A 22,943-nucleotide genomic window follows, 5' to 3' on the forward strand; every position below is an offset into this window, starting at 1 on the left:
CTTTTTCTGTTATGATGAAGGTGGATGATACAGGTGTAGAAAAGAAGGTGTTTAGATGAGCGCAAATGAACGCGTCATTTTAGTAGCAAGAAAAGATCCGGCGGAGCTGGAGGAACGCTTCCAGTCTTCTTTGGAAGAACTGCAGTCCCTGACAGAAACCGCCGAGGGAGAAGTGTGTAAGATTATTACACAAAAGCGTGACCGGGTTCATCCGGCCACGTATCTTGGTGAGGGTAAGCTGCAGGAAATTAAGGAAGCCGCCGAAGATAATGAGGCGGAACTGATTATATTCAATGATGAGCTTTCTCCAGGACAGCTTCGAAATATTCAGGACATCGCTGAGGTCAGGGTCATTGACCGCAGCCAATTGATTCTGGACATATTTGCCGGCCGGGCACGGACGAAAGAAGGGAAGCTTCAGGTAGAGCTCGCACAGCTGCAGTACCTCCTTCCACGTCTTTCCGGGCAGGGAACGTCACTGTCCCGACTCGGGGGTGGAATCGGAACCCGTGGTCCTGGTGAAACAAAACTTGAGACAGACAGGCGTCATATCCAGCGCCGGATTGATGATATCAAACGACGGCTGGATGCTGTTGTGAAGCAGAGGGAGCAGTATAGAAAGAGGAGAAAAGAAAACCGGGCGTTTCAGGTGGCTATTGTAGGTTACACCAACGCAGGAAAATCGACATTCTTCAATAGAGTCACAGACAGCCGGTCGTTCGAGGAGGACCTTTTGTTTGCGACGCTTGATCCTTTGACACGGCAGATGAGCCTGCCTTCGGGCTTCCAGGCGCTCGTATCGGATACGGTCGGTTTCATTCAGGATCTTCCAACAACGCTGATCGCCGCTTTCCGTTCCACATTGGAAGAGGTAACGGAAGCAGATTTTATCGTTCACATGGTGGATGCGTCCCATCCGGATCACATCCAACAGGAGAAAATCGTGCTGCAGCTGCTCGGAGACCTCGGTGCTTCGCAGCTTCCCATGCTTACGGTCTATAATAAGATGGACCTTCTGAACGAAGATTTCATTCCGGATTCATTTCCTTCTATAACTGTGAGTGTCCATGATTCCATCGATTTGAAGCGGATCCTTCATAAACTCGAAGAGGTACTTAAAGAAGAATGGGACGAGTATGACGTCTTCATCCCTGCTTCTGAAGGGAAACGTCTGCAGCAGTTCAAAACGTACAGCATGGTCACATCGCTTACGTTCCATGAGGATAAGGAAGGGTATGCCCTTCACGGATATATCCATCCCGACCATCCATTGAAACATCAGATTTATTAATAGAAAGAGAGTGCAGCATGAATATTCAAGCTTTGAAAGAACAAGTAGAAACACAAATTACAGATCAACACAGACACATTGCGCGCATCGTTGAAGAAAACCAATCCAAGGTCCTTGATGCCTTTCAAAAACTACGGGTCAGTGATTCCCATTTCAATCCAACAACAGGATATGGGTACGATGATTTCGGCAGAGATACCCTGGAAGCCTTGTATGCCCGGATTTTTAAGGCGGAGGATGCCCTTGTCCGTCCTCAGCTTATTTCAGGCACGCACGCGATTACGACGACACTGTTCGGCGTGCTGCGCCCGGGAGATGAGCTTCTCTACATATCCGGGGATCCTTATGACACGCTGACAGAAGTGATTGGTACAGAGGGTGGAGAGGATAAAGGTTCCCTTAAAGATTTCGGTGTAACGTATCGGTCCACCCCTCTGGATGAGGCGGGTGATTTTTCCAAAGGAAAAATCAAGGAAGCTGTATCGGAGAAAACAAAGGTTGTCGCGATTCAGCGCTCCAAAGGCTATGACAACAGACCTTCCTTCCCCATTAAAAAGATAGAGGAAATCATTTCGTTTGTTCGCAGCTTGAAAGAGGATGTCATCATTTTTGTTGATAATTGTTATGGCGAATTTGTGGAGACAAAAGAACCTCTTGAAGCAGGAGCAGATCTTATCGCGGGATCTTTGATTAAAAATCCTGGTGGAGGGATCGCCCGCATTGGCGGATATATAGCCGGGAAGAAAAGTCTCATTGAATTGTGCAGCTACAGGCTGACAGCTCCGGGGCTCGGTAAGGAAACCGGGGCCAGTTTGAACAGTCTCCAGGAAATGTACCAGGGGATTTTCCTCGCTCCCCACATCGTAGGGGAAGCGCTGAAAGGAGCTGTCTTCACATCCAGATTTTTAAGTGAATTAGGCTTTGATACGAATCCGTCCTTCGATGCTCCGAGAACGGACTTGATCCAATCCGTCAATTTTGAAAGTGCCGATCAGATGATCCGATTCTGTCAGGCTATTCAGCAGGCATCTCCGGTGAACTCCCATGTAACCCCACAGCCGAGTGCCATGCCTGGTTACGAGGATGAGGTCATTATGGCTGCGGGGACCTTCATACAAGGGGCGAGCCTGGAGCTCACGGCCGACGGTCCTGTACGCCCGCCGTTCACCGCCTATGTACAAGGCGGACTTACGTATGCTCATGTGAAAACAGCTGTGATGAAAGCGGTGCAGGGTCTTGCCGATGAAGGAATGGTAAAGGTGGATTCCAGAGCCTACTAAAGCCCTTACAAAAAAAGCGCGGCTATAGTGTAAACATTCCTCACATATGTTGACATCTTCCCTCTGTCACGTATAATAAAAGTATCATCTTTACGGGAGGAGGCACATCGATGAGTGATGAAATTCGTCGTTCTATGCCGTTGTTCCCGATGGGGATTGTTCAATCGTTAACAGACCTTACAGCCAGGCAGATCCGTTATTATGAGCAGCACGAGCTGATCCACCCTGCCAGGTCTGAAGGGAACCGTCGTATTTTTTCCTTCAATGATGTCGATCGACTGCTTGAAATCAAGGACCTCATTGACCAGGGAGTGAATATGGCGGGAATAAAAAAAGTTCTTAAGCTTGAAGAACAGCCCGAGAACGAGGTGTACGATGGAGACCGTGTGAAGGAAGTTCACAATGAATTGACCGATAAACAGCTCCGCCGTATGCTGCAGCAGGAACTATTCACCGCGGGAAGACAAGGAAAACTAGCCATCAGGCAGGGAGAAATGTCAAGATTCTTCCATTAATGAATTTTTGTTGGAGAGGGGTATTTCTATGGGTTTAACAAGAGAAGAAATATTTAAGAAAATCGACGAGGAAAATGTCAAGTTCATCCGTCTGCAGTTCACGGATATGCTGGGCACAATCAAAAATGTGGAGATTCCACTAAGCCAGCTCGACAAAGCACTGGACGGAAAAATGATGTTTGACGGATCCTCCATTGAAGGATTTGTTCGTATCGAGGAGTCAGATATGTACCTGATCCCTGACCTGGATACGTTTGTCGTTTTCCCATGGACGTCAGAAAAAGGGAAAGTGGCCCGATTCATCTGTGATATTTACAACCCGGACGAAACTCCTTTCGAAGGATGCCCGCGCTATAACTTGAAGCGCAACATTAAGAAAATGGAGAAACTCGGATTCTCTGCCTTTAATATCGGTACAGAACCTGAATTTTTCTTGTTTAAATTAGACGAAAAAGGCGACCCATCCCTGGAGCTGAATGACCGTGGCGGTTATTTTGACCTCGCTCCTACCGATCTTGGGGAAAACTGCCGTCGTGATATTGTGCTGGAACTTGAGGAGATGGGCTTTGAAATCGAAGCCTCCCACCACGAGGTTGCCCCGGGTCAGCATGAAATTGATTTTAAATATGCAGATGCTGTGAAACACTGTGATGATATCCAGACCTTCAAGCTTGTTGTTAAAACGATCGCGCGTCAGCACGGTCTGCATGCAACCTTCATGCCGAAGCCTCTGTTTGGTGTGAACGGATCTGGTATGCATGCCAACATGTCCCTCTTTAAGAATGGGAACAATGCGTTCTTTGACGAAAGTGGAAAGGAACAGCTTTCCGATGTGGCTTATCAGTTCACAGCAGGCATTATTAAGCACGCAACAAACTTTACAGCGGTGACCAACCCGACTGTAAACTCCTATAAGCGTCTCGTGCCGGGATATGAAGCGCCATGCTACGTAGCCTGGTCCGGACAGAACCGCAGTCCGCTTGTTCGAGTACCGACGTCCCGTGGCATCAGCACACGTATTGAAGTGAGAAGTGTGGATCCAGCCGCCAACCCTTACATGGCAATGGCTGTCCTGCTTGCTGCAGGTCTTGATGGTGTGGAAAATGGACTTCAGGCTCCAGCACCAGTAGACCGCAACATTTACGTTATGGATAAAAAAGAACGTGAGGCTCACGGTGTCAAAGACCTTCCTGCAACATTATATGATGCATTGGAAGAGCTTCAGGAAGACCCGATCATGGTGGAAGCTCTCGGTGAGCACCTGTTCGAGCATTTCATTGAAGCGAAGGAAATCGAATGGGATATGTTCCGTACCCAGGTTCATCCTTGGGAGCGCGAGCAATATCTGCAGACCTATTAAATAGAAAGACAGAAGGCCCTGACTTACATAAGTCGGGGCTTTTTTATATTTTCCTCAGCATCTGCCGTTGGAATCACCCCGAATCCTGGGAGAAAATCTAACATGGTTCATCATTTTATAGGAAAGGCCGACACCAACGTTCTTATCCAAGCATACATTTGGAGTAGGATGATAGAAGAATGTCCTAGTAAACCCCCTTTTCCAGGAAGGAAGAGTGGAGAGAGGGATGTATATGGCAAGATTAATCAATCCACCAGGGAAATGGAATGGACGTACAGTAGCTTTGGATGATGGACATGGAATGGAAACTCCGGGAAAAAGAACGCCATACATTCAGGAATTAGGCAGACAAATCAAGGAGAACGAATTCAATCGTAAAGTTGTACAGTATTTATCGAACATTCTGCTGGATCATGGATTCCGCGTGCTTCTCGTAGCACCGACAGATGAAGACACACCATTATCCTACAGGACGAGAGCGGCCAATGAGAACAATGCGGATATTTATGTATCCGTTCACTACAATGCTTTTGATGGGTCCTTTGGCGGGGCAGATCCAAACGGAATCGAACTTTACGTCTACCCCGGATATTTGAACCGGTCCGCCGGGCGTCTTGCTTCATCACTTGCGAAATACTTACGCCAGGGCACCGATCAAAACTTCAGAGGGATTAAAGAAGCGAACTTCCACGTTCTACGTGAAACGGATATGCCGGCAGTGTTAACAGAGAACGGCTATATGGATAACAAGAGGGAAGCATTATTGATGATTGACGAACGCTTTCAAAAAGAAGTTGCAGAGGAGCACGCCCGGGGCATTTTAGAATACTTTGGAGTTCCGTTCAATGGCGGAATCGACTATCTTTCGCTTGGGGATACCGGCGCGGAAGTCAAGGAAATGCAGGAGAACTTATTAAAACTGGGTTATACCATGAATGGTTATGGAGCTGACGGCAGCTTCGGTCCTGCCACAGAAGCGGCAGTCAAGGCTTTTCAAAAAGACCAGAAGCTTGAAGTGGACGGCTTTTATGGACCGAAAACGAAAGCGGCTGTGCAGAAAGCCTTGGAAGACCTGGATAAAGGAGAAGAGGAAATGGAAAAATTGGCAGTTGTCATAAATTCTTTTGCGGATTTTCCTGCCGTTGAAGCGCTGGCAATCCGTAAAAATGCATTAATTGCACTTAGAGCCGTAGCAGAAAAACGTCAGGTGGCTGAACAAATTATTGTGGCTGGAGGAGGCACAGATGGGCTTAAGGGGAGTAATTTTATTGACTTGACGGGAAAAACCAGATTGGAAACCTCCCAAAACATTAAAAATTATTTAAGTAAATAAAAGAGCTGCAAAACATTCCAGTGTACATTTCCCTTGTTCCTGCATATAATAAATGTAGAACAAATGTTCGGTTAAGGGGTGTGCAATATGGAAACGATTTTCAAACAGTCTGTAGAAAATAAGAAGATCATCGATATGATCTATTTATCTAAGGGGAAACATTGGTCTCAGCGTTCTGTAAGAGTGATTAAAAACCATCCTGATGCCATCCTTGCTTATTGTCTGCAGAAGAAGAGCGTCCGCACATTTTTGAAGAAGAATATTTATTCTGCTGATTTCCGGAGACGGAATAAAAGAAATCGTACGGGGGCTTCTTAACGTTCATATTCTCATGTTCAATACAAAAAACGGCGGGATTGCTCCCGCCGTTTTTTGTATGTGTATTAATGAACGGTACGGTATAAGCCGACGACTCTTCCGAGAATGGATACATCATTTAAAATGATCGGTTCCATCGTGGCATTTTCAGGCTGAAGACGGATGTGATTCTTCTCTTTAAAGAATCGTTTGACAGTAGCCTCTTCCTCTTCCGTCATAGCCACAACTATATCCCCGTTCTGGGCAGTCTGCTGCTGTCTGACAATGACCATGTCCCCGTCAAGAATGCCCGCCTCAATCATACTTTCTCCTTGAACGATAAGGACGAACGTATTGTCTTCCGATCCTGCAAGCGTATCCGGGAGGGGAACATATTCTTCAATGTTCTCTACCGCCGTAATCGGTGAACCAGCCGTAACTTTACCGATGACAGGGGCATAAGTGGCTTCCCCGCGGGGGATACTGTGGTCTTCTTCCAGCTCAATCACTTCGATGGCCCTTGGTTTCGTGGGATCCCTGCGGATATATCCCTTTTTCTCAAGACGGGATAAATGACCGTGGACGGTTGAACTGGAGGCCAGCCCTACAGACTGACCGATCTCCCTTACAGATGGGGGATATCCTTTTAGTAGAACCTGTTCTTTTATGAAATCTAGTATTTCCTGCTGCCGCTTTGAAAGTTTGCTCATAGATTAGCACCTCGTACATAGGATTATAGTAACCACATTGTACCATGCCATCCTCAAAAATACAAACAAGCGTTCGAAAAAAGTCGTTGACAAGAACATACATTCGTCTATAATAGGTATTAGAAAACGCGAACAGAGGTTCTTAGGAACGTTCGTTCTTAAATGGAGGGTTAATTATGTTTAATAAACTATCAAAACTGGACTACACTTATATCGTTTTGTTTATTGTTAGTTTTGCTATTCTCTATTATTCTATGGTTACAAGCGGATAAACCTTGATAACCAGTAGAAGCGGGGACATACATCATGAGAGTAATCCTATATTGTCGCGTAAGTACGGAAAAAGAGGCCCAGGTCAGCTCCTTGAAAAGACAGAAGGCAGAACTGTATGCCATGGCCGAACACCATGGAATGGAAGTGGCCGCCTGTATAGAGGAGCAGGCGAGCGGGTATGAGATTGAACGGGAAGGTGTTTTCCAGATGCTTGATGCTTTTTCCAATCACGAAGCAGAGGCTCTGTTGGTTCAGGATGAGACGAGGCTTGGCAGGGGAAATACAAAAATCGCTTTGTTCCATCAATTGAACCGGTTGAATGTTAAGGTTTATTCCTTAACCCATAACGGGGAACTGCATCTTTCCGAGTCAGACTCCATGGTTCTTCAGATTGTGGGCATCGTTGAGGAGTACCAGAGAAAAATTCATAATATGAAAATCAGGCGGGGGATGCAGAAAGCGGTCGCCGAAGGCTATGATCCATCTTCGAACCTGTCCAATCAGCATCTGGCAGCGGGGAGAGAGAGGAAAGAATTTCCGATCGAAGAGGTTGTCAGGCTCAGAGGGAGTGATTTGACGTTCAAGGACATTGCGGCAACACTAAGAGGGCTTGGGTATGATGTATCCAAGGCAACGGTTCACCGCCGCTATCAAGAGTACATATCACTTGAAAAAGAAGAATAGGCAGGTTACTATAGGAACATAAGGGAGACAAGAGTCTTAGGGCTGCTTGTCTTTTTCATGTTCTAAAGCTGATCCAGACTATAAAAAAAGGAGAAGGATCTATGTTATCTCAAGAAAAATTGGACCGTATAAACGAATTAGCCAATAAATCAAAGCAGCAGGAATTATCGGAAGAAGAGAAAAGCGAACAGAAGAACCTGCGTCAGGAATATTTACAGAGTGCCCGTAAATCATTCAAAAACCAGTTGAAAGGTGTCACGGTTATCGATCCTGCCGGGAATGATGTGACCCCTGCCAAACTGCGTCAAATGCAGGAAAACGAAAAGAAAAACTAAACGACTGAACCGATCCGCATCTTCTTTAAAAGGTGCGGATTTTTTTCGTTTAATTCTACAGAAACACGGGGAAATTAAGGAAGGGCGGAGGACAAAAGTTTGCACAACGCCTTGTTTCATTATAGGATAATACATGGTACATATACCTGTACAGAAAGGGGATTATTGGAAATGGCAAAAAGTCTTGAACAAACTTCAATTGATACCATTCGAACACTAACGATCGACGCAGTAGAAAAAGCAAGTTCCGGTCACCCGGGTATGCCTATGGGGGCTGCTCCAATGGCTTATAAACTCTGGACGGAATTTATGGATCATAATCCTAAAAATTCAAACTGGTTCGACCGCGACCGTTTCGTCCTCTCCGCAGGACATGGATCCATGCTTCTATACAGCCTTCTGCACCTTTCCGGCTATAACGTGACAATGGATGATCTAAAATCATTCCGTCAGTGGGATTCTAAAACTCCCGGACACCCGGAATATGGACATACAGACGGTGTGGAAGCAACAACCGGTCCTCTGGGACAGGGACTCGCAATGGCAACCGGAATGGCGATGGCTGAAGCCCATCTTGCCGGAAAATACAACCGCGAAGGCTACAACGTCGTGGACCACTATACATTCTCCATCTGCGGTGACGGTGATTTGATGGAAGGAGTTTCCCAGGAATCTGCTTCGCTTGCCGGCCACCTTGGTCTTGGAAAGCTGGTTGTCCTTTATGACTCCAACGATATTTCTCTTGATGGAGATCTTGACCGTTCCTTCAGTGAAAGTGTTGAAAAACGCTATGAAGCATATGGTTGGGAAGTTATCCGTGTTGAGGATGGTACCGACGTGGAAACGATCGGACAAGCGATCCAGCAGGCAAAAGCCAACACATCCCAGCCTACGATGATCGAAGTGAAGACTGTGATCGGCTATGGTTCTCCTAACAAGTCCGGTAAATCTGATTCGCACGGTGCTCCACTGGGCGAAGAAGAAGGAACAGCTGCCAAACAGTTTTACGGATGGGAACACGAACCATTCCATGTTCCTGATGAAGTATACCAGGACTTCCAGGATAAAGTTCAGAAAAATGGCGAGGACAAAGAGCAGTCCTGGAACGAATTGATGGCTTCCTACAAAGAAGCTTATCCAGAGCTTGCTGAAGAACTGGAAGCCGCTATCCGTGGAGAGCTGCCTGAAGGATGGGAGAAGGAACTTCCATCTTATAAAGTCGGCGAAGACAGTCCGGCTACCCGTGCAGCATCTGGTGACGCCATCAATGCATTGTCCAAAGCCGTTCCATATTTCTTTGGTGGAAGTGCGGACCTTGCAGGATCCAACAAAACGGCTGTGAAAGGCGAAGAAGATTTCTCCCGTGAGAATTACGCCGGCCGCAACATCTGGTTCGGTGTACGTGAATTCGCTATGGCAGCTGCCCTGAACGGTATGGGGCTTCACGGCGGATTGAAAGTTTATGCTGGAACATTCTTCGTATTCAGTGACTACCTTCGTCCAGCGGTTCGACTGTCAGCTCTTATGAGTCTTCCAGTCAATTATGTGTTCACTCACGATTCCGTTGCTGTAGGGGAAGACGGCCCGACCCACGAACCTGTGGAACAGCTGGCTTCTTTAAGAGCAATGCCGAACCTTTCCGTGCTTCGTCCGGCGGATGGGAACGAAACCAATGCAGCTTGGAGGCTTGCTCTTGAGTCCGAAGATAAGCCATCAGCCCTTGTGTTGACTCGTCAGGGACTTCCTACACTGGAAGGAACAGAAGAGCATGCATACGAAGGTATGAAACGTGGGGCTTACATTTTGAGTGATTCAGATAAAGATGAGCCGGATGCCATTCTTCTTGCTTCTGGTTCAGAGGTTCAGTTGATTGCTAAAGCTCAGGAAGAACTTAAGACAAAAGGCTATGATGTCCGCGTCGTGAGTGTGCCTTCCTTCGACCGCTTTAATGAGCAGTCCGCTGAATATAAAGAAAAGGTTCTTCCGAACAGCGTGCGTAAGCGCCTGGCTGTTGAAATGGGAGCTTCCTTCGGCTGGGAGCGCTATGTAGGTCTTGACGGATCTGTCATTGGTATCGACACATTCGGTGCCTCAGCTCCAGGTAATACAGTCATTGAGAACTACGGCTTTACGGTTGAAAATGTTGTCAAACATGCTGAAAACCTTATGAAGTAAGTGGAGAAGGCTGTTCCTATAGGGACAGCCTTCCTTATACATATGTGAATCTCATGTGATAAACTTTTACGATAGAAGCATCCAGCCGTTTTATAAGGAACAAGCTTGTGACCTTTTCGAAAATGGCTTGACTTATGGTATAATAAAGAGTAAGAATGAATGTTGTTTCTCCCAGAGGACGGAAACCGGGTACTTTACTCATCCAAGGGGTATCTTCACCATTGGAGTCGTTTATGAAGGCTGCAGAGGTGGAGAGGAGGCCGCGTTAGAAATGGCTATTGTATTCTATTAATCGTTTTACTATACTGTTATGGGAGACAACACGAAGGAGGAAGACGAAGACATGACATTGGGGATCGTTTGGGTTATCATCATTGCTCTATTGACTCTTGTCGGTGGTGTTGCACTAGGCTTCTTCATCGCCAGAAGATATATGATGAACTATTTGAAAAAGAACCCGCCAATCAATGAACAAATGTTACGTACACTGATGATGCAGATGGGGCAGAAGCCTTCTCAGAAGAAGATCAATCAGATGATGCGTTCCATGAACAACCAAATGAAATAATTAATCAAGCCTTCTTTCCCGGGAAAGAAGGCTTTCTCTATGAGGGCCGTTCAACAGATGTTCACATCGCCGTGTCCTTTTAGCAGATTCATCTGCTAAAATAGACAGCGGATCATATCATGAAATAGGAAGGGGAGACTGATTATGGATGTTAATTTATTCCTTGCCTTTGGAGCAGGCTTTTTATCGTTTATTTCCCCATGTGTCTTTCCTTTATATCCCGCCTTTCTTTCGTACATAACAGGAATGAGTGTGCAGGAATTAAAAGAGGACAATGGCATGTTGAAGCGGACCAGTTTTATACATACGCTTCTTTTTCTGCTGGGCTTCACAACAATTTTCCTGATTTTAGGTTTTTCCGGCTCGTTCTTTTCCCAGTTTCTTATCCAAAACGAAACGATCATCCGGAGACTGGGGGCCATTCTCATTATTTTCTTCGGGTTTGTCATTATTGGTGTATTCAATTTCGACTTCTTAATGAAAGACCGGAAAATCACCTTTAAGAACAGACCATCCGGGTACTTAGGGACATTTTTAATCGGCCTTACGTTTTCGCTCGGGTGGACCCCGTGTACCGGACCGATTCTTGCTGCTGTCCTTTCCCTGGCTGCTGATTCACCTGATTTGTTTCTCGTGATGATGATCGCCTATTCCCTGGGTTTTTCAATTCCTTTTTTTGCGCTTTCCTTCTTCATCGGACGTCTGGGATGGATCAGAAGGCACAGCGCGGGTATTGTAAAAGCAGGTGGGTACATTATGATTGCCGTAGGAATTGCCCTGTATTTCAACTGGATGTACATGCTTACGTCCTATTTAGCCGGCTTGTTTGATTTTCAAGGGTTTTAATGCGTGGATTTTACCCGTTTTTTGTATTATCATGAAAATAGAAAACATATCACTAAAGGAGAAATCGTATGACCCGGACCAATGACATCATTTTACGAACCACTACAACGCTGATCGCCTTCATTCTGCTTGGATTTTCAGCCTACTTGTTTTTCGCCGGCCACAATGCGCCGGGAGGAGGCTTTATTGGGGGCCTCATGACATCAGCGGCTATTGTGCTGATGTATATGGCCTACGGAATCAAATCGATGGAGAAGATTCTTCCGATCAATTTCAGGCATGTGATTCCTGTTGGACTGTTGATTGCAGCATTGACGGGTATCGGTGGTCTTTTATTTGACCAGCCGTTTTTGACCCAGACCTTTGCCTATTTCCAGCTTCCTGTCCTGGGTAAAACCGAGCTTGCTACAGCACTGCTGTTTGATCTTGGAGTGTATCTTGCTGTCGTAGGCGTGACGATGACCATTATTCTCACCATTGCGAACGACCGCGGGGAAGAGGAAGGTGTGTAAGGACCTGTGAAATCACGGGAACTTTAGCTGAAGGTGAAAGGGACCGCGGTGATCCTCAATTCTTGATCCGTACTAGATGGAACAGAAAGAGTGGATTTATATGTTTTGGTTGATTGCAAGTACGGTGGCAGCCGCTTTCATGGCTACAGCGATGATCTTCGTGCGCCTGAGAGCAGCTAGAAAGCCTGCCAGTGTGAAAAAAATTATTCTACCGCCATTCTTTATGAGTACAGGCGCCTTGATGTTTGTTTTACCGATTTTTCGTGTCGAGTGGACGCAGGTTCTCGAGGCTGTATCCATCGGAGCGCTTTTTTCTATCTTCCTCATCCGGACCTCGAAATTCGAAGTCCGGGATGGCGATATTTACTTAAAACCTTCAAAGTCATTCATCATGATTTTGTTCGGACTTCTTGCTGTAAGGATCATTTTTAAATTGATCGTCGGCCAGCATGTGTCTCTGGGAGAGACGAGCGGTATGTTTTTCCTGCTCGCCTTTGGCATGATTATTACCTGGCGCCTTGCCATGCTGAAACAGTACTTAAGCCTGGAAAAGAAGATACAGACAGGAAAGGACCCCGCCTGAACAGCGGGGTCCTTTTTTCAATTCTCCAGAAGCGTCTGGTACGGAGTCATATCGATTTCTTTTTCATTCAACTTCCTGACCAGAAACTTATGGTCCCTTTTCGGTGTGGCAAGAATGTAGCCTTCGATGAGAATTTCTTCTGTGATTTTTTTCTTGCGGCTGCTGAGGGCAAGTTCACCAATGCGGCCGGCAATTTTCTGGCGTGCTACATCCCTGAACAGTTCTGGAACAGGAGAAATCAGTTCCTCCAAGAGCTCCTTCTGATCCTTCGACCACATATGCCGGGTCTTGTCCACATAGTATTCTTCCCAGTCTATGGTCGATTTTCCATCCTCTTTTGGGAGTCGTTTTAAAAATTTCCGGAACATAAAAAATCCGCCGATGGCCATCAGGCTGACCATAATGATTATCCAGCCGACTATAAAGAGTGCAAAACCACCTGACATAAGATCACCCGTTTCATATTCAAATCTTTGTTAATTTTATTATAATTCGAAGTGTAAGCAAACTCAAGTAGAGATGGAATGTTGTTTTTTGTTTAAAAAACTCCCAATTCAGAAAAATTTGCTGTCATTCATTTTACTTATAAATCGTTTTCATTTACAATTAATAGTGCGGATTTGATACCTGGGTAATACATAAGGGTTCAAATGTACAAATTTGGGGAACAATGACGCCTCTATAAAGGCCATTGTTTGAATATTGATGAGGGGGTAAAAGGAAAATGGCTAGCAATGCATTTCAAGCTCGCAAACAATTTGACCTAAACGGCCAAACCTATAACTATTATGATCTGAAAGCCTTAGAAGATGCGGGACACGGCAAGATTTCCCGTCTGCCTTTCTCCATCCGTATCCTACTGGAGTCTCTGCTTCGTCAGCACGACGGACGTGTCATCAAAGATGAGCACGTGGAGAGTCTAGCAAACTGGGGAACTGAAAAATCAAAAGGGGAAGATGTACCATTCAAACCTTCCCGTGTTATTCTGCAGGACTTCACCGGCGTACCGGCTGTTGTTGATCTTGCTTCCTTGAGAAGAGCAATGGTCGACATGGGCGGAAGTCCAGACAAAATCAACCCGGAAGTACCGGTGGATCTTGTCATCGACCACTCTGTCCAGGTGGATAAATACGGCACACCTGATGCACTGAATGTGAATATGGAGCTTGAGTTTGAACGAAACAAAGAGCGTTATGAATTCCTTCACTGGGCCCAGAAAGCTTTTGATAACTACCGTGCTGTTCCACCGGCAACAGGTATTGTCCACCAGGTAAACCTTGAATATATTGCAAATGTCGTTCACGCGCTGGAAGCGGAAGACGGCACCTATGAGGCTTACCCGGATACACTTGTAGGTACAGACTCCCATACGACGATGATCAACGGTCTCGGTGTTCTTGGCTGGGGTGTTGGTGGCATTGAGGCTGAAGCTGGAATGCTTGGTCAGCCGTCTTATTTCCCTGCACCGGAAGTCATCGGGGTCAAGCTGAATGGCAGCTTCCCACAGGGGACAACAGCTACGGACCTTGCATTGAAAGTAACCCAGGTGCTTCGTGAGCAGAACGTTGTCGGGAAGTTTGTGGAGTTCTTTGGTCCAGGACTACAGGAAATGCCATTGGCTGACCGTGCTACGATTTCCAACATGGCACCGGAATATGGAGCTACATGCGGCTTCTTCCCGGTGGACGGGGAATCTCTGGAATATCTCCGTCTGACTGGACGAAGCGAAGAGCAGATCAACCTTGTCGAAGAATATTCCAAGCGCAACAACCTCTGGTATGATCCATCTTTCGAAGATCCTGAATTTACGTCATTGGTTGAAATCGATCTCGGGGAGCTGGAGCCGAACTTGTCCGGTCCTAAGCGTCCACAGGATTTGATTCCATTATCCAAGATGAAGGACTCCTTCGAAAAAGCGATCACCGGCCCTGCCGGCAACCACGGATTCGGACTTGATAAGTCTGAATTTAAGAAAGAGGCGGAAGTCCAGTTCGAAAACGGCGACAAAACGGTCATGAAAACAGGTGCTCTTGCAATCGCAGCGATCACGTCCTGTACAAACACCTCCAACCCGCACGTTATGCTTGGAGCCGGACTTGTTGCGAAAAAAGCGGTGGAAGCCGGACTGCAGGTTCCTGACTATGTGAAGACGTCCCTTGCACCGGGCTCCAAGGTTGTAACCCGCTATCTTGAGGATTCAGGATTAATGGATTACTTAAACCAGCTTGGCTTCAACCTTGTCGGGTACGGCTGTACCACATGTATCGGAAACTCCGGTCCGCTTCTTCCTGAGATTGAAAAAGCGATTGCTGACAGTGACCTTACCGTGTCCTCTGTTCTTTCCGGTAACCGGAACTTTGAAGGGCGTATCCACCCGCTCGTGAAAGCCAACTACCTGGCTTCTCCGCCGCTTGTTGTTGCGTATGCACTGGCTGGTACGGTTGATATCGACCTGAAAAATGAGCCGATCGGTAAAACAGCGGATGGAAAAGGTATCTACTTTGACGATGTCTGGCCTTCCCAGGAAGAAATTAAAGCGGAAATCGCCCGCGTAGTGACTCCGGAAATCTTCCGTAAAGAATATGAAAGTGTCTTCAATTCCAATGAAAAATGGAATGAAATCCAGACGACAGATGAGCCATTATATGATTGGAATGATGATTCCACATATATCCAGAACCCGCCGTTCTTTGAAGGTCTTTCCAAAGATCCCGAGACAGTTAAACCACTGAATGGAATGCGGGTTGTTGGTAAGTTCGGTGATTCTGTTACGACGGACCACATTTCACCGGCAGGAGCGATTCCAAAAGATATGCCGGCAGGAGAGTACCTGCAGGATAAAGGAGTCAGCCCGCGTAACTTCAACTCCTACGGTTCCCGCCGTGGTAACCATGAAGTTATGATGCGCGGAACGTTCGCCAACATCCGGATCCGTAACGAGCTTGCGCCGGGTACAGAAGGTGGATTTACAACTTACTGGCCGACAGAAGAAGTCATGCCGATTTATACGGCAGCTATGAAGTATCAGGAGGATCAAACGCCTCTGATGGTCATTGCCGGTAATGATTATGGTATGGGAAGTTCCCGTGACTGGGCGGCCAAGGGGACCGACCTTCTCGGCATTAAGACAGTAATCGCTGAGAGCTTTGAGCGTATCCACCGTTCCAACCTTGTCATGATGGGAGTTCTTCCACTGCAGTTCAAACCGGAAGATTCTGTTGAATCCCTTGGTCTTACAGGTCGGGAGACGTTCGACGTTGAAGTCGGTGAAGACGTGAAGCCGCGTGACCTTGTTAAGGTAACCGCTGTGGATGAAGAAGGCAATAAGAAAGAATTTGATGTCATTGCCCGTTTTGACAGTGAAGTGGAAGTGGATTACTACCGCCATGGTGGAATCCTGCAGATGGTTCTGCGTAATAAGCTTAAATAATGGGAAAGAGAGGCCGCTCTTTTGAGCGGTCTTTTTTTATTCCCGGCTTTACGGACATAATCTTTTTTTATATTCTTATACATAGAATAAGGACAACCAGAAGCGGGGGAAATCTATGCAGAAATGGATCGCTGGTCTTTTTTTAGCCGGACTTCTCATATTCGGCCTCTTTTCTGTAACACAGGAAAAAAGCGCGGAACATCAGACTTCAGATGAGCCTGGAATCAGCGGCAGTCAGGACGGTACAGGGATGACGGCCCCCAATGCTCCTGAAGGGCTGCAGGTGGGAGATACTGCTCCTGATTTTACGTTGGAAACTCTCGAGGGTGAAAAGGTCAGCCTCTCTGATTTTAAAGGGAAAAAGGTGTTTCTGAATTACTGGGCGACATGGTGTCCGCCGTGCAGGGAAGAAATGCCTGAAATGCAGCGTTTTCAGGAAGCATATGGAGAAGAAGTCGTTATCCTTGCTGTGAATGGGACAGGTTCTGAAAAAAGCATAGAGAATGTTGCTACGTTCGTAGAGGACGGAGGCTACACGTTCCCAGTGCTGCTGGATAAGGAATTATCCTTGAATCAGGATTATCAGATCATTTCGATACCGACCACCTATTTCATCGGGACAGACGGCACTATCCAGGAGCCCCGGATCGTAGGGCCAATGACATATGAGGATATGGAAAAAATGAAAAATGCGCTAAAATAGGAATAATTTTTGTCCAAAGTGGAAATCATACCAGTAAAGGAGAGATTTCCATGAGAAAACATAAACCTGTTTCTTTTGAAGAGCGTGTAAAAGAAAACATAAGAACGATTGAGTCTGATCAAAAGCTGATGGATCAGATTGATGATCGTATAGAAAAAAGACATAAGGACCGTTTAAAGCAGATTCCGTCATAAACCGGAATCTGCTTTTCTTTTTTTACGTGTTCATAAATCCGTCCTTTATGGGGAAAGTAAGGATGACTCCATGAGGATGGGGCGATTGAACGCAGACAGGAGGGTTTTGTATGTCTCATAAACAACAGCATATGGCCAATCAAAAACCAAATCCAGATAACCGTGCCGACAATGTAGACCGGATTCAGGAGAAAGTGCAGAACACGATTGAAAACATTGAAGCTTCTCATGATGCTCTTGCGTATGCTACAGAAGAGGAACAGCATAACATTGAAGACAAAAACAAACGGAGAAATGAGTCTCTCCGAGCGATGAGGCAGGAGATCAAAGAAGAGTCCGCCCATTCCCGACATCAACAATATTAAAGAGCTGACCGCTTCTCTAAAAGGAGAAGCGGTTTTTCATATCGTGTGCATCTTCATCTACATGTTCCGGTGACTATGATAAAATGTAAACCGGTGATAGAAAAGGAAGTGATGTAGATGCTGAATACGTTGAGACAATGGAAAAGTATAGATCAGGCCCCTCCTATTACAGAGGTGGAGGCCCTCCGGTATGTGAATGAAGGGACGGAGGACAAGGAACTGAAAGCGGTCCTTTATACCGCCCTTGCTTATCACAGGATGAAAAGACACCCCGGGGAAGACCCACTGGCTGATCAGTTTATTGATGAAGCCCGCCGGCTGGAAGGGTCCCACTCCCTGGTTACCGATCTTTATGAGTCAAAACAGCTGATGAAGGCGTACGCCATACTGAAGGAGACACCTTTGGAGCAGTGGATCCTCCACGAGACGGACCATGACTCTGCAAAAGCTAAAAAAGTAAAATCGATACATGAAGATGTGAAAGAAGTCATCAGTCAATGGAATCATGACCTGGCAGAAAAGCCCCTGCTTGATGTTTCCAGTCGTCTGAAAATTTACCAGGATATTTATAACGAGCTGGTAGAGCTGAAGGAGATGCTTGAAGAAGCCATCCATTCCATTGAGAATCGGAGAATCCGTGTACCGGTCAAGGAAGTGAATGAGCGGACAAGGCAGCTTTCTGATAAACAGGATGACATCCACCGGCGGCTGCCGGAGTTTTTAACGGAAACAGCAAGCCGTAATCCGTTGGAAGCCCTGGATCAAATGGTCGGCCTGCAGGATGTAAAAGACTACATCCACCGCTACTACCGCTTCCTGCAGTATCAGCAGGAACGGAAAAACTTCGGCTTTACCATGGTGGATGAACCAGGGTTACATATGATCATTACAGGTAACCCGGGGACAGGGAAAACGACGATGGCCCGACTGTTGGCTAATATTTACCATGAGCTTGGTATTCTTGATACGAAAGAGGTTGTTGAAGTCAACCGTTCGCATCTGGTCGGTTCATATGTCGGACAAAGTGAAGAGAACACGATGAACTATGTGAAACAGGCCATCGGTGGGGTGTTGTTCATTGACGAAGCCTACAGCCTGCGCAGGGAAGGTCAGACAGGCAATGATTATGGACAAGCCGTCATAGACACCCTGGTGTCTGCCATGACAAGCAAGGAATACGGCGGAAAGTTTGCGGTCATCATGGCTGGGTATCCAGAGGAAATGCGCCAGTTCTTATGGTCCAACCCAGGACTAAGGAGCCGATTCCCGGAGCAGAATCACATTGAACTCCCGGACTATCAGATGGATGAACTCATGAATATAGCCGAACAGACGGCGCTTGAGAATGATTTCTTTTTTACAGAACAGGCCAGAAAGCAGTTTGACTCCCTGATCGATAAAGAACGGGTCGATGATTCATTCGGAAATGCCAGAACAGTAAAAAACCTGGTGTTAAAGACGGTGTTTCACAAAGGAGCACAGGAAGCAGAGCGTGATAAACAGCACTGGCTTGATCATATGCGGATTACGACGGAAGACTTATCGTGGGATAAGGACGATAAGCTGGAAGAGCGTTCCCCTATGCAGCGGCTTGATGAATTGATCGGTCTTTCAAGTGTTAAAACAGAAGTCCGGAAGTTGTCATCATTCGTGCAGGCCCAGCAGAAACGGAAAGAAAAAGGATACCCGGTTGTACCTATTCAGCTTCATTCCGTTTTCTCAGGAAACCCGGGAACAGGGAAGACAACCGTCGCCTCCATCTATGCCGATGTATTAAAAGAATGCGGTCTATTGAAGAGGGGGCACATGGTTGTCGCATCCCGATCTGATCTTGTAGCCGGCTATGTCGGTCAGACCGCCATGAAAACAAAACGAAAAATCAGAGAAGCGCTCGGCGGTGTTCTTTTTATAGATGAAGCGTATGCCCTTTATAATGGGGGACGTGATGATTTCGGAAAAGAAGCCATTGAAACACTCGTAGATGAGATGACAAAGCATAATGAAAACCTCGTTGTCATTTTAGCGGGTTATAAGGTCGAGATGGAGCAGCTGGTTGAAAGTAATCCAGGGCTGTCGTCCCGATTCAAGAAATACTTTCAGTTCCCTGATTACACAGAACAGGAGCTGTTGGAAATGACCCACTACCATGCACAGAATTACGGTTACTTTTTCAATGAATGGGCCGAGTCGTACCTGCTCGAAAAATATGCCGGCCACTATATTCGCGGAAACGGACGTTTTGTTAATAATCTAGTAAATGAGGCCGTCCAATACCAGGCCATCCGTATGCTTGAAGATGAGCCTGAGGATATGAACGAGCTTGAACTGCCAGACTTGGAAAAAGCCTGGAGTGCAGTGAGAAGGGAGTCTTAGTGATGAAAATTGTGGAAACACCAATCCAGGTCAGGTATCAGGAAACCGATATGATGGGAGTCGTCTATCATGCCAATTATTTGATTTGGTTTGAAATCGGCCGGACCGCTTTTATCGACGGCCTGGGGTTCAGCTATGCGGAAATTGAAAAAGAAGGAGTCGTTTCACCGGTCATTGACGCACAGGTCAGTTTTAAAAAGCCTGTCCGCTACGGAGATGATGTCTGCGTGCGCACATGGGTGGAGTCCTATGACGGTCTCCGGGTATCCTACGGGTATGAAGTGGTGCACGCTGACGGGTCTACAGCCGTGACTGGTGTCACCAAGCACGTAGTTGTAAAAAGCGGCAGTTTCCGCCCGGTGTCTATCCGAAAAAGCTTTCCTGCATGGCATGAGGCTTATCTTTCAGCAATGGAGACGACAGGCTGATGGCGTTCGGTGTAAAAAGGGAAGAGCTGCAGGCGTGGAAACATCAAGTCCAGAATGGGGAAGTAGCATTTCTTACACATTTCTGGATCGATGATCGTTTTCCAGGCTGTGATACCGTGACAAAAGCCGGATGCAGTGACCTGGATGCATTAAAGGAGTGGGGAAGCCGCTACGACCTTCACCCGGGATGGATCCATCTTGACCCTTATCCTCATTTTGATTTGTTCGGAAATAAACAGTATGAGATATTAAAAGCGGAAGGCAGATGGGATCATATTGAGCGTTTCGCGCTCAGGAGAAAAGAGACATAAATAAAGACGCCCCAAGGGCGTCTTTATTTTTTATATTCGAAGGAAGGTTCTTCCCATTTTGTATCATATTGAACTTCAAGAGAATGATCATCAAAATACCAGGCATCATCTGATTCTATAAAGAAATGAATCCGTCCTGTTTTTGTTTCGGCGACCGGTTCAGTAGGTTCCTCCAATTTAATTGCCAGGGAAAATCCAGGCTGAAGGCCCCCGGTCCCACCGTACCTGACGTAAAAACGGAGATGGGCCTGTTCATCAATATCGAGTTCATTTTCGTACCATTCGGCAGCTTCTTCGGTTACAGTTAAATTCATATCTCAGCTCAACTCCTGTCATTAAAAATCATCTATATCCTGCTATATCCGTAAAGAGGAGAAGGTAAACGTTCCGTCTCCGCTTTACTTGTCTGCGTGTTCTTTTTTCATCGGTACAGGGTCGAATCCACCCGGATGGAAAGGATGGCATTTTAAAATCCGCCGCGCCGTCAGCCATGTTCCTTTAAAAAAGCCAAAGCGCTTATAAGCCTCAAGTCCGTATGAGGAGCAGGTAGGCTGAAAACGGCAGCTCGGTGGAAAAAAGGGGCTGATTCCCTTTTGATAAAAACGGATCATGCCGATCATGACCTGTTTCATCGTTCTTCCTGTGTACGCTCCAGCTTCTTGTCGTAGCTCAAGGAAGCCACTGCGTCGTGAAGGTGAATCGATTCCTCATTCCGGCACTGAACTTCAAAGGATTCCACAAATGGATATTCATACAGATCGGCAGCGACAAGACGGACGATATCCTCGACAAACCGAGGGTTCTCATAGGCCTGCTCCGTGACCATTTTCTCATCCGGACGTTTGAGCACCGGGTGGATCCTGGCACTTGCATTGCTTTCAGCGGCTTCCAGCAGGGCAGCTTTCCAATCGATCTCCTGTTCATTGAAGTCGTCTGTCAGTTTGACCGTCATCGTCACATTCCCGCGTTGATTGTGCGCACTGTACTCACTGATTTCCTTCGAGCATGGGCACAGCGTCGTAATTTTCCCAGTCAGGGATACCGTGACATCATGACCGGTCTCCTGATCGTACTCCACCCGGATAGTGGCATCCGCATGATTCATTCCTGTCAGGTCGGAATAAGGACCTTTCCTCTCAAAGAACCATGGGAAGGTGACTTCCACTTCAGCGTCCGTCTGTTTCAGGCGTCCGGCCAGTTCTTCGGTGAACTGCTTCAATGTTTCAATATCTATGGCAAAACCTTCGTTGTGATATTTATCAAGCTGTTCAGTGAACCGGCTCATATTCGTTCCTTTACTGCCTTTAGCAATCGAGGAACCAAAGGAAAAAGTACCGATGGTCGTTTGAATCTGCGGGGTCATGCTGCTTGGGATACGGATCGGATGCTTCACGTTGGAAATACCGACCATATCAATATCGAATAGAAAATCTTTTCTTGAATTTTGAAGATCAGCCATCTGATCTTTTTCAACGGGTTTCGTGCGCGGACCTGGATCGACAGACCCGAATAATTTATGTCTTTCTTCTTTAGTAGGCAGCTGTTTTGTCTGATTTAGTTCGGTTTTATTCATAGCAAGGACTCCTTTCAGGCCTTCTTTCTATGTCAAAGTATACCTTATGTATTTCTTTAATGACAATGGAATGCTTATGGAAATGTGCCGTCTATCTAGGATGCTTCAATTAAAGAAAGCCTATCCTTGGAGGACAGGCTTTCGTGTTACATCCACGTGATTTTAGGTTCTGTCTTATTGATGATTCTTTTAATATTAGAGCGGTGCCGGTAGATGACAAAAATCGTAAAGACAGATATCACCATCGTCAAGCCATACTCCTGCAGAAGGATGGAAGCTGTTATCCCGACAAGCCCGCACACCATTGAGGAAAGGGATACATATTTGGTCAAATATAATAGGATGAAAAACGATAGCACAAGTACAAGAAACACCAGAGGGTTCACTCCGAGAATCACGCCTCCGGACGTAGCGACGGCCTTCCCTCCCTTGAACCCGGCAAATACGGGATACATATGACCAATCACGGCAAAAATACCTATAATAAGCGGGATGACTTCTGCTCCGAGAAAAAATGGAAGGGCGGCAGCCAGCGTCCCTTTTAAAATATCGGCAATCGTAACGATCAAGCCGGCTTTTACTCCGAGAACGCGGAACGTATTCGTCCCACCGAGATTTCCGCTGCCATGTTCTCTGATATCTGTGCCATAACCCACTTTTCCAACGATCAGTCCTGATGGAATGGAGCCGAGGAGATAGGCGGTAAGGGAATAGAGTAGATATTCCAATAAGTTCAACTCCTTCATTACTTTCTTTTATTTTATCATGACGACGTTGGAGAAAGAACGGAAAATTCTATCAGCT

At 46.4% G+C, this 22,943-nt stretch carries 26 protein-coding genes; 20 read left to right on the plus strand and 6 right to left on the minus strand.

What is annotated here, in order from left to right; all coding sequences use genetic code 11:
• Positions 1–55: 55 nt before the first annotated feature.
• The 6 genes from hflX (at position 56) to ACXAJH_RS02720 (ending at position 6,097) form a co-directional block, all read left to right on the plus strand.
• Positions 56–1,291 (plus strand): GTPase HflX, encoded by a 1,236-nt coding sequence (hflX, locus tag ACXAJH_RS02695; protein WP_474968561.1) that lies wholly within the window; start codon positions 56–58, stop codon positions 1,289–1,291.
• Positions 1,292–1,308: 17 nt separating this feature from the next.
• Complete coding sequence (locus tag ACXAJH_RS02700; protein WP_474993023.1) at positions 1,309–2,571, plus strand: methionine gamma-lyase family protein; 1,263 nt, start codon at positions 1,309–1,311, stop codon at positions 2,569–2,571.
• A gap of 110 nt (positions 2,572–2,681) precedes the next feature.
• On the plus strand, positions 2,682–3,086 hold the full coding sequence (locus ACXAJH_RS02705; protein ID WP_474968563.1) for a MerR family transcriptional regulator: 405 nt from the start codon (positions 2,682–2,684) through the stop codon (positions 3,084–3,086).
• A 28-nt stretch (positions 3,087–3,114) separates the two neighbouring features.
• Positions 3,115–4,446: a type I glutamate--ammonia ligase gene (glnA, locus tag ACXAJH_RS02710; RefSeq protein WP_474968564.1), complete on the plus strand. Its 1,332-nt coding sequence runs from the start codon at positions 3,115–3,117 to the stop codon at positions 4,444–4,446.
• Between the two features lie 232 nt (positions 4,447–4,678).
• The gene (locus ACXAJH_RS02715) at positions 4,679–5,779 is read left to right on the plus strand and encodes an N-acetylmuramoyl-L-alanine amidase (protein ID WP_474993025.1); all 1,101 of its coding nucleotides are present in this window, start codon (positions 4,679–4,681) and stop codon (positions 5,777–5,779) included.
• Positions 5,780–5,866: 87 nt separating this feature from the next.
• Positions 5,867–6,097: a hypothetical protein gene (locus ACXAJH_RS02720; RefSeq protein WP_474968566.1), complete on the plus strand. Its 231-nt coding sequence runs from the start codon at positions 5,867–5,869 to the stop codon at positions 6,095–6,097.
• A 65-nt stretch (positions 6,098–6,162) separates the two neighbouring features.
• Here the strand turns inward: ACXAJH_RS02720 and lexA are convergent, their stop codons facing one another.
• Complete coding sequence (lexA, locus tag ACXAJH_RS02725; RefSeq protein ID WP_027954294.1) at positions 6,163–6,786, minus strand: transcriptional repressor LexA; 624 nt, start codon at positions 6,784–6,786, stop codon at positions 6,163–6,165.
• A gap of 306 nt (positions 6,787–7,092) precedes the next feature.
• Between lexA and ACXAJH_RS02730 the strand changes: the two genes are divergently transcribed.
• From ACXAJH_RS02730 to ACXAJH_RS02760, 7 genes are all read left to right on the plus strand, one after another.
• A complete protein-coding gene (locus ACXAJH_RS02730) occupies positions 7,093–7,743 on the plus strand; it encodes a YneB family resolvase-like protein (protein ID WP_474968568.1) in 651 nt (216 codons plus the stop codon).
• Between the two features lie 101 nt (positions 7,744–7,844).
• Positions 7,845–8,078: a DUF896 domain-containing protein gene (locus ACXAJH_RS02735; RefSeq protein ID WP_474968569.1), complete on the plus strand. Its 234-nt coding sequence runs from the start codon at positions 7,845–7,847 to the stop codon at positions 8,076–8,078.
• A gap of 171 nt (positions 8,079–8,249) precedes the next feature.
• Positions 8,250–10,253 (plus strand): transketolase, encoded by a 2,004-nt coding sequence (tkt, locus tag ACXAJH_RS02740; protein ID WP_474968570.1) that lies wholly within the window; start codon positions 8,250–8,252, stop codon positions 10,251–10,253.
• A 343-nt stretch (positions 10,254–10,596) separates the two neighbouring features.
• Positions 10,597–10,821 carry a YneF family protein gene (locus ACXAJH_RS02745; protein ID WP_008640348.1) on the plus strand — a complete coding sequence of 75 codons (225 nt, stop codon included), beginning with the start codon at positions 10,597–10,599 and terminating at the stop codon, positions 10,819–10,821.
• A gap of 141 nt (positions 10,822–10,962) precedes the next feature.
• Entirely contained in the window at positions 10,963–11,667 is a 705-nt protein-coding gene (locus ACXAJH_RS02750; RefSeq protein WP_027954298.1) for a cytochrome c biogenesis CcdA family protein, read from the plus strand.
• Between the two features lie 68 nt (positions 11,668–11,735).
• A complete protein-coding gene (locus tag ACXAJH_RS02755) occupies positions 11,736–12,179 on the plus strand; it encodes a Na(+)/H(+) antiporter subunit B (protein WP_474968582.1) in 444 nt (147 codons plus the stop codon).
• 100 nt (positions 12,180–12,279) lie between these two features.
• Entirely contained in the window at positions 12,280–12,762 is a 483-nt protein-coding gene (locus tag ACXAJH_RS02760; RefSeq protein ID WP_474968583.1) for a CcdC family protein, read from the plus strand.
• Positions 12,763–12,779: 17 nt separating this feature from the next.
• On the opposite strand, the gene ACXAJH_RS02765 is transcribed toward ACXAJH_RS02760, so the two are convergent.
• Positions 12,780–13,208: a DUF2621 domain-containing protein gene (locus tag ACXAJH_RS02765; protein WP_027954301.1), complete on the minus strand. Its 429-nt coding sequence runs from the start codon at positions 13,206–13,208 to the stop codon at positions 12,780–12,782.
• 278 nt (positions 13,209–13,486) lie between these two features.
• Between ACXAJH_RS02765 and acnA the strand changes: the two genes are divergently transcribed.
• From acnA to ACXAJH_RS02800, 7 genes are all read left to right on the plus strand, one after another.
• Positions 13,487–16,192: an aconitate hydratase AcnA gene (acnA, locus tag ACXAJH_RS02770; RefSeq protein WP_474971433.1), complete on the plus strand. Its 2,706-nt coding sequence runs from the start codon at positions 13,487–13,489 to the stop codon at positions 16,190–16,192.
• Between the two features lie 115 nt (positions 16,193–16,307).
• Positions 16,308–16,895 carry a TlpA family protein disulfide reductase gene (locus ACXAJH_RS02775; RefSeq protein WP_474971432.1) on the plus strand — a complete coding sequence of 196 codons (588 nt, stop codon included), beginning with the start codon at positions 16,308–16,310 and terminating at the stop codon, positions 16,893–16,895.
• Positions 16,896–16,945: 50 nt separating this feature from the next.
• Positions 16,946–17,089, plus strand: a complete 144-nt coding sequence (locus ACXAJH_RS02780; RefSeq protein WP_084163013.1) for an FbpB family small basic protein — start codon at positions 16,946–16,948, stop codon at positions 17,087–17,089.
• 131 nt (positions 17,090–17,220) lie between these two features.
• The gene (gene tlp / locus ACXAJH_RS02785) at positions 17,221–17,454 is read left to right on the plus strand and encodes a small acid-soluble spore protein Tlp (protein ID WP_474993453.1); all 234 of its coding nucleotides are present in this window, start codon (positions 17,221–17,223) and stop codon (positions 17,452–17,454) included.
• Positions 17,455–17,571: 117 nt separating this feature from the next.
• Positions 17,572–19,827 (plus strand): AAA family ATPase, encoded by a 2,256-nt coding sequence (locus tag ACXAJH_RS02790; RefSeq protein ID WP_474993027.1) that lies wholly within the window; start codon positions 17,572–17,574, stop codon positions 19,825–19,827.
• A gap of 2 nt (positions 19,828–19,829) precedes the next feature.
• Positions 19,830–20,255, plus strand: a complete 426-nt coding sequence (locus ACXAJH_RS02795; RefSeq protein ID WP_474968588.1) for an acyl-CoA thioesterase — start codon at positions 19,830–19,832, stop codon at positions 20,253–20,255.
• Entirely contained in the window at positions 20,255–20,566 is a 312-nt protein-coding gene (locus ACXAJH_RS02800; RefSeq protein ID WP_474968589.1) for a hypothetical protein, read from the plus strand. Before ACXAJH_RS02795 ends, ACXAJH_RS02800 begins: the two co-directional genes overlap by 1 nt.
• Positions 20,567–20,589: 23 nt before the next feature.
• Here ACXAJH_RS02800 and ACXAJH_RS02805 read toward each other — a convergent pair whose 3' ends face one another.
• The 4 genes from ACXAJH_RS02805 to plsY form a co-directional block, all read right to left on the minus strand.
• Complete coding sequence (locus ACXAJH_RS02805) at positions 20,590–20,880, minus strand: HesB/YadR/YfhF family protein (protein ID WP_474968590.1); 291 nt, start codon at positions 20,878–20,880, stop codon at positions 20,590–20,592.
• Positions 20,881–20,964: 84 nt separating this feature from the next.
• Positions 20,965–21,198: a membrane protein insertion efficiency factor YidD gene (gene yidD / locus ACXAJH_RS02810; RefSeq protein WP_474968591.1), complete on the minus strand. Its 234-nt coding sequence runs from the start codon at positions 21,196–21,198 to the stop codon at positions 20,965–20,967.
• On the minus strand, positions 21,195–22,139 hold the full coding sequence (gene folE2 / locus ACXAJH_RS02815) for a GTP cyclohydrolase FolE2 (RefSeq protein ID WP_027954310.1): 945 nt from the start codon (positions 22,137–22,139) through the stop codon (positions 21,195–21,197). The genes yidD and folE2 overlap by 4 nt, the downstream gene beginning before the upstream one ends.
• Positions 22,140–22,285: 146 nt before the next feature.
• Positions 22,286–22,867, minus strand: a complete 582-nt coding sequence (gene plsY / locus ACXAJH_RS02820) for a glycerol-3-phosphate 1-O-acyltransferase PlsY (RefSeq protein WP_474971428.1) — start codon at positions 22,865–22,867, stop codon at positions 22,286–22,288.
• Positions 22,868–22,943 lie beyond the last annotated feature (76 nt).

It is taken from the genome of Halobacillus sp. ABD4_316 (genome assembly GCF_056161385.1).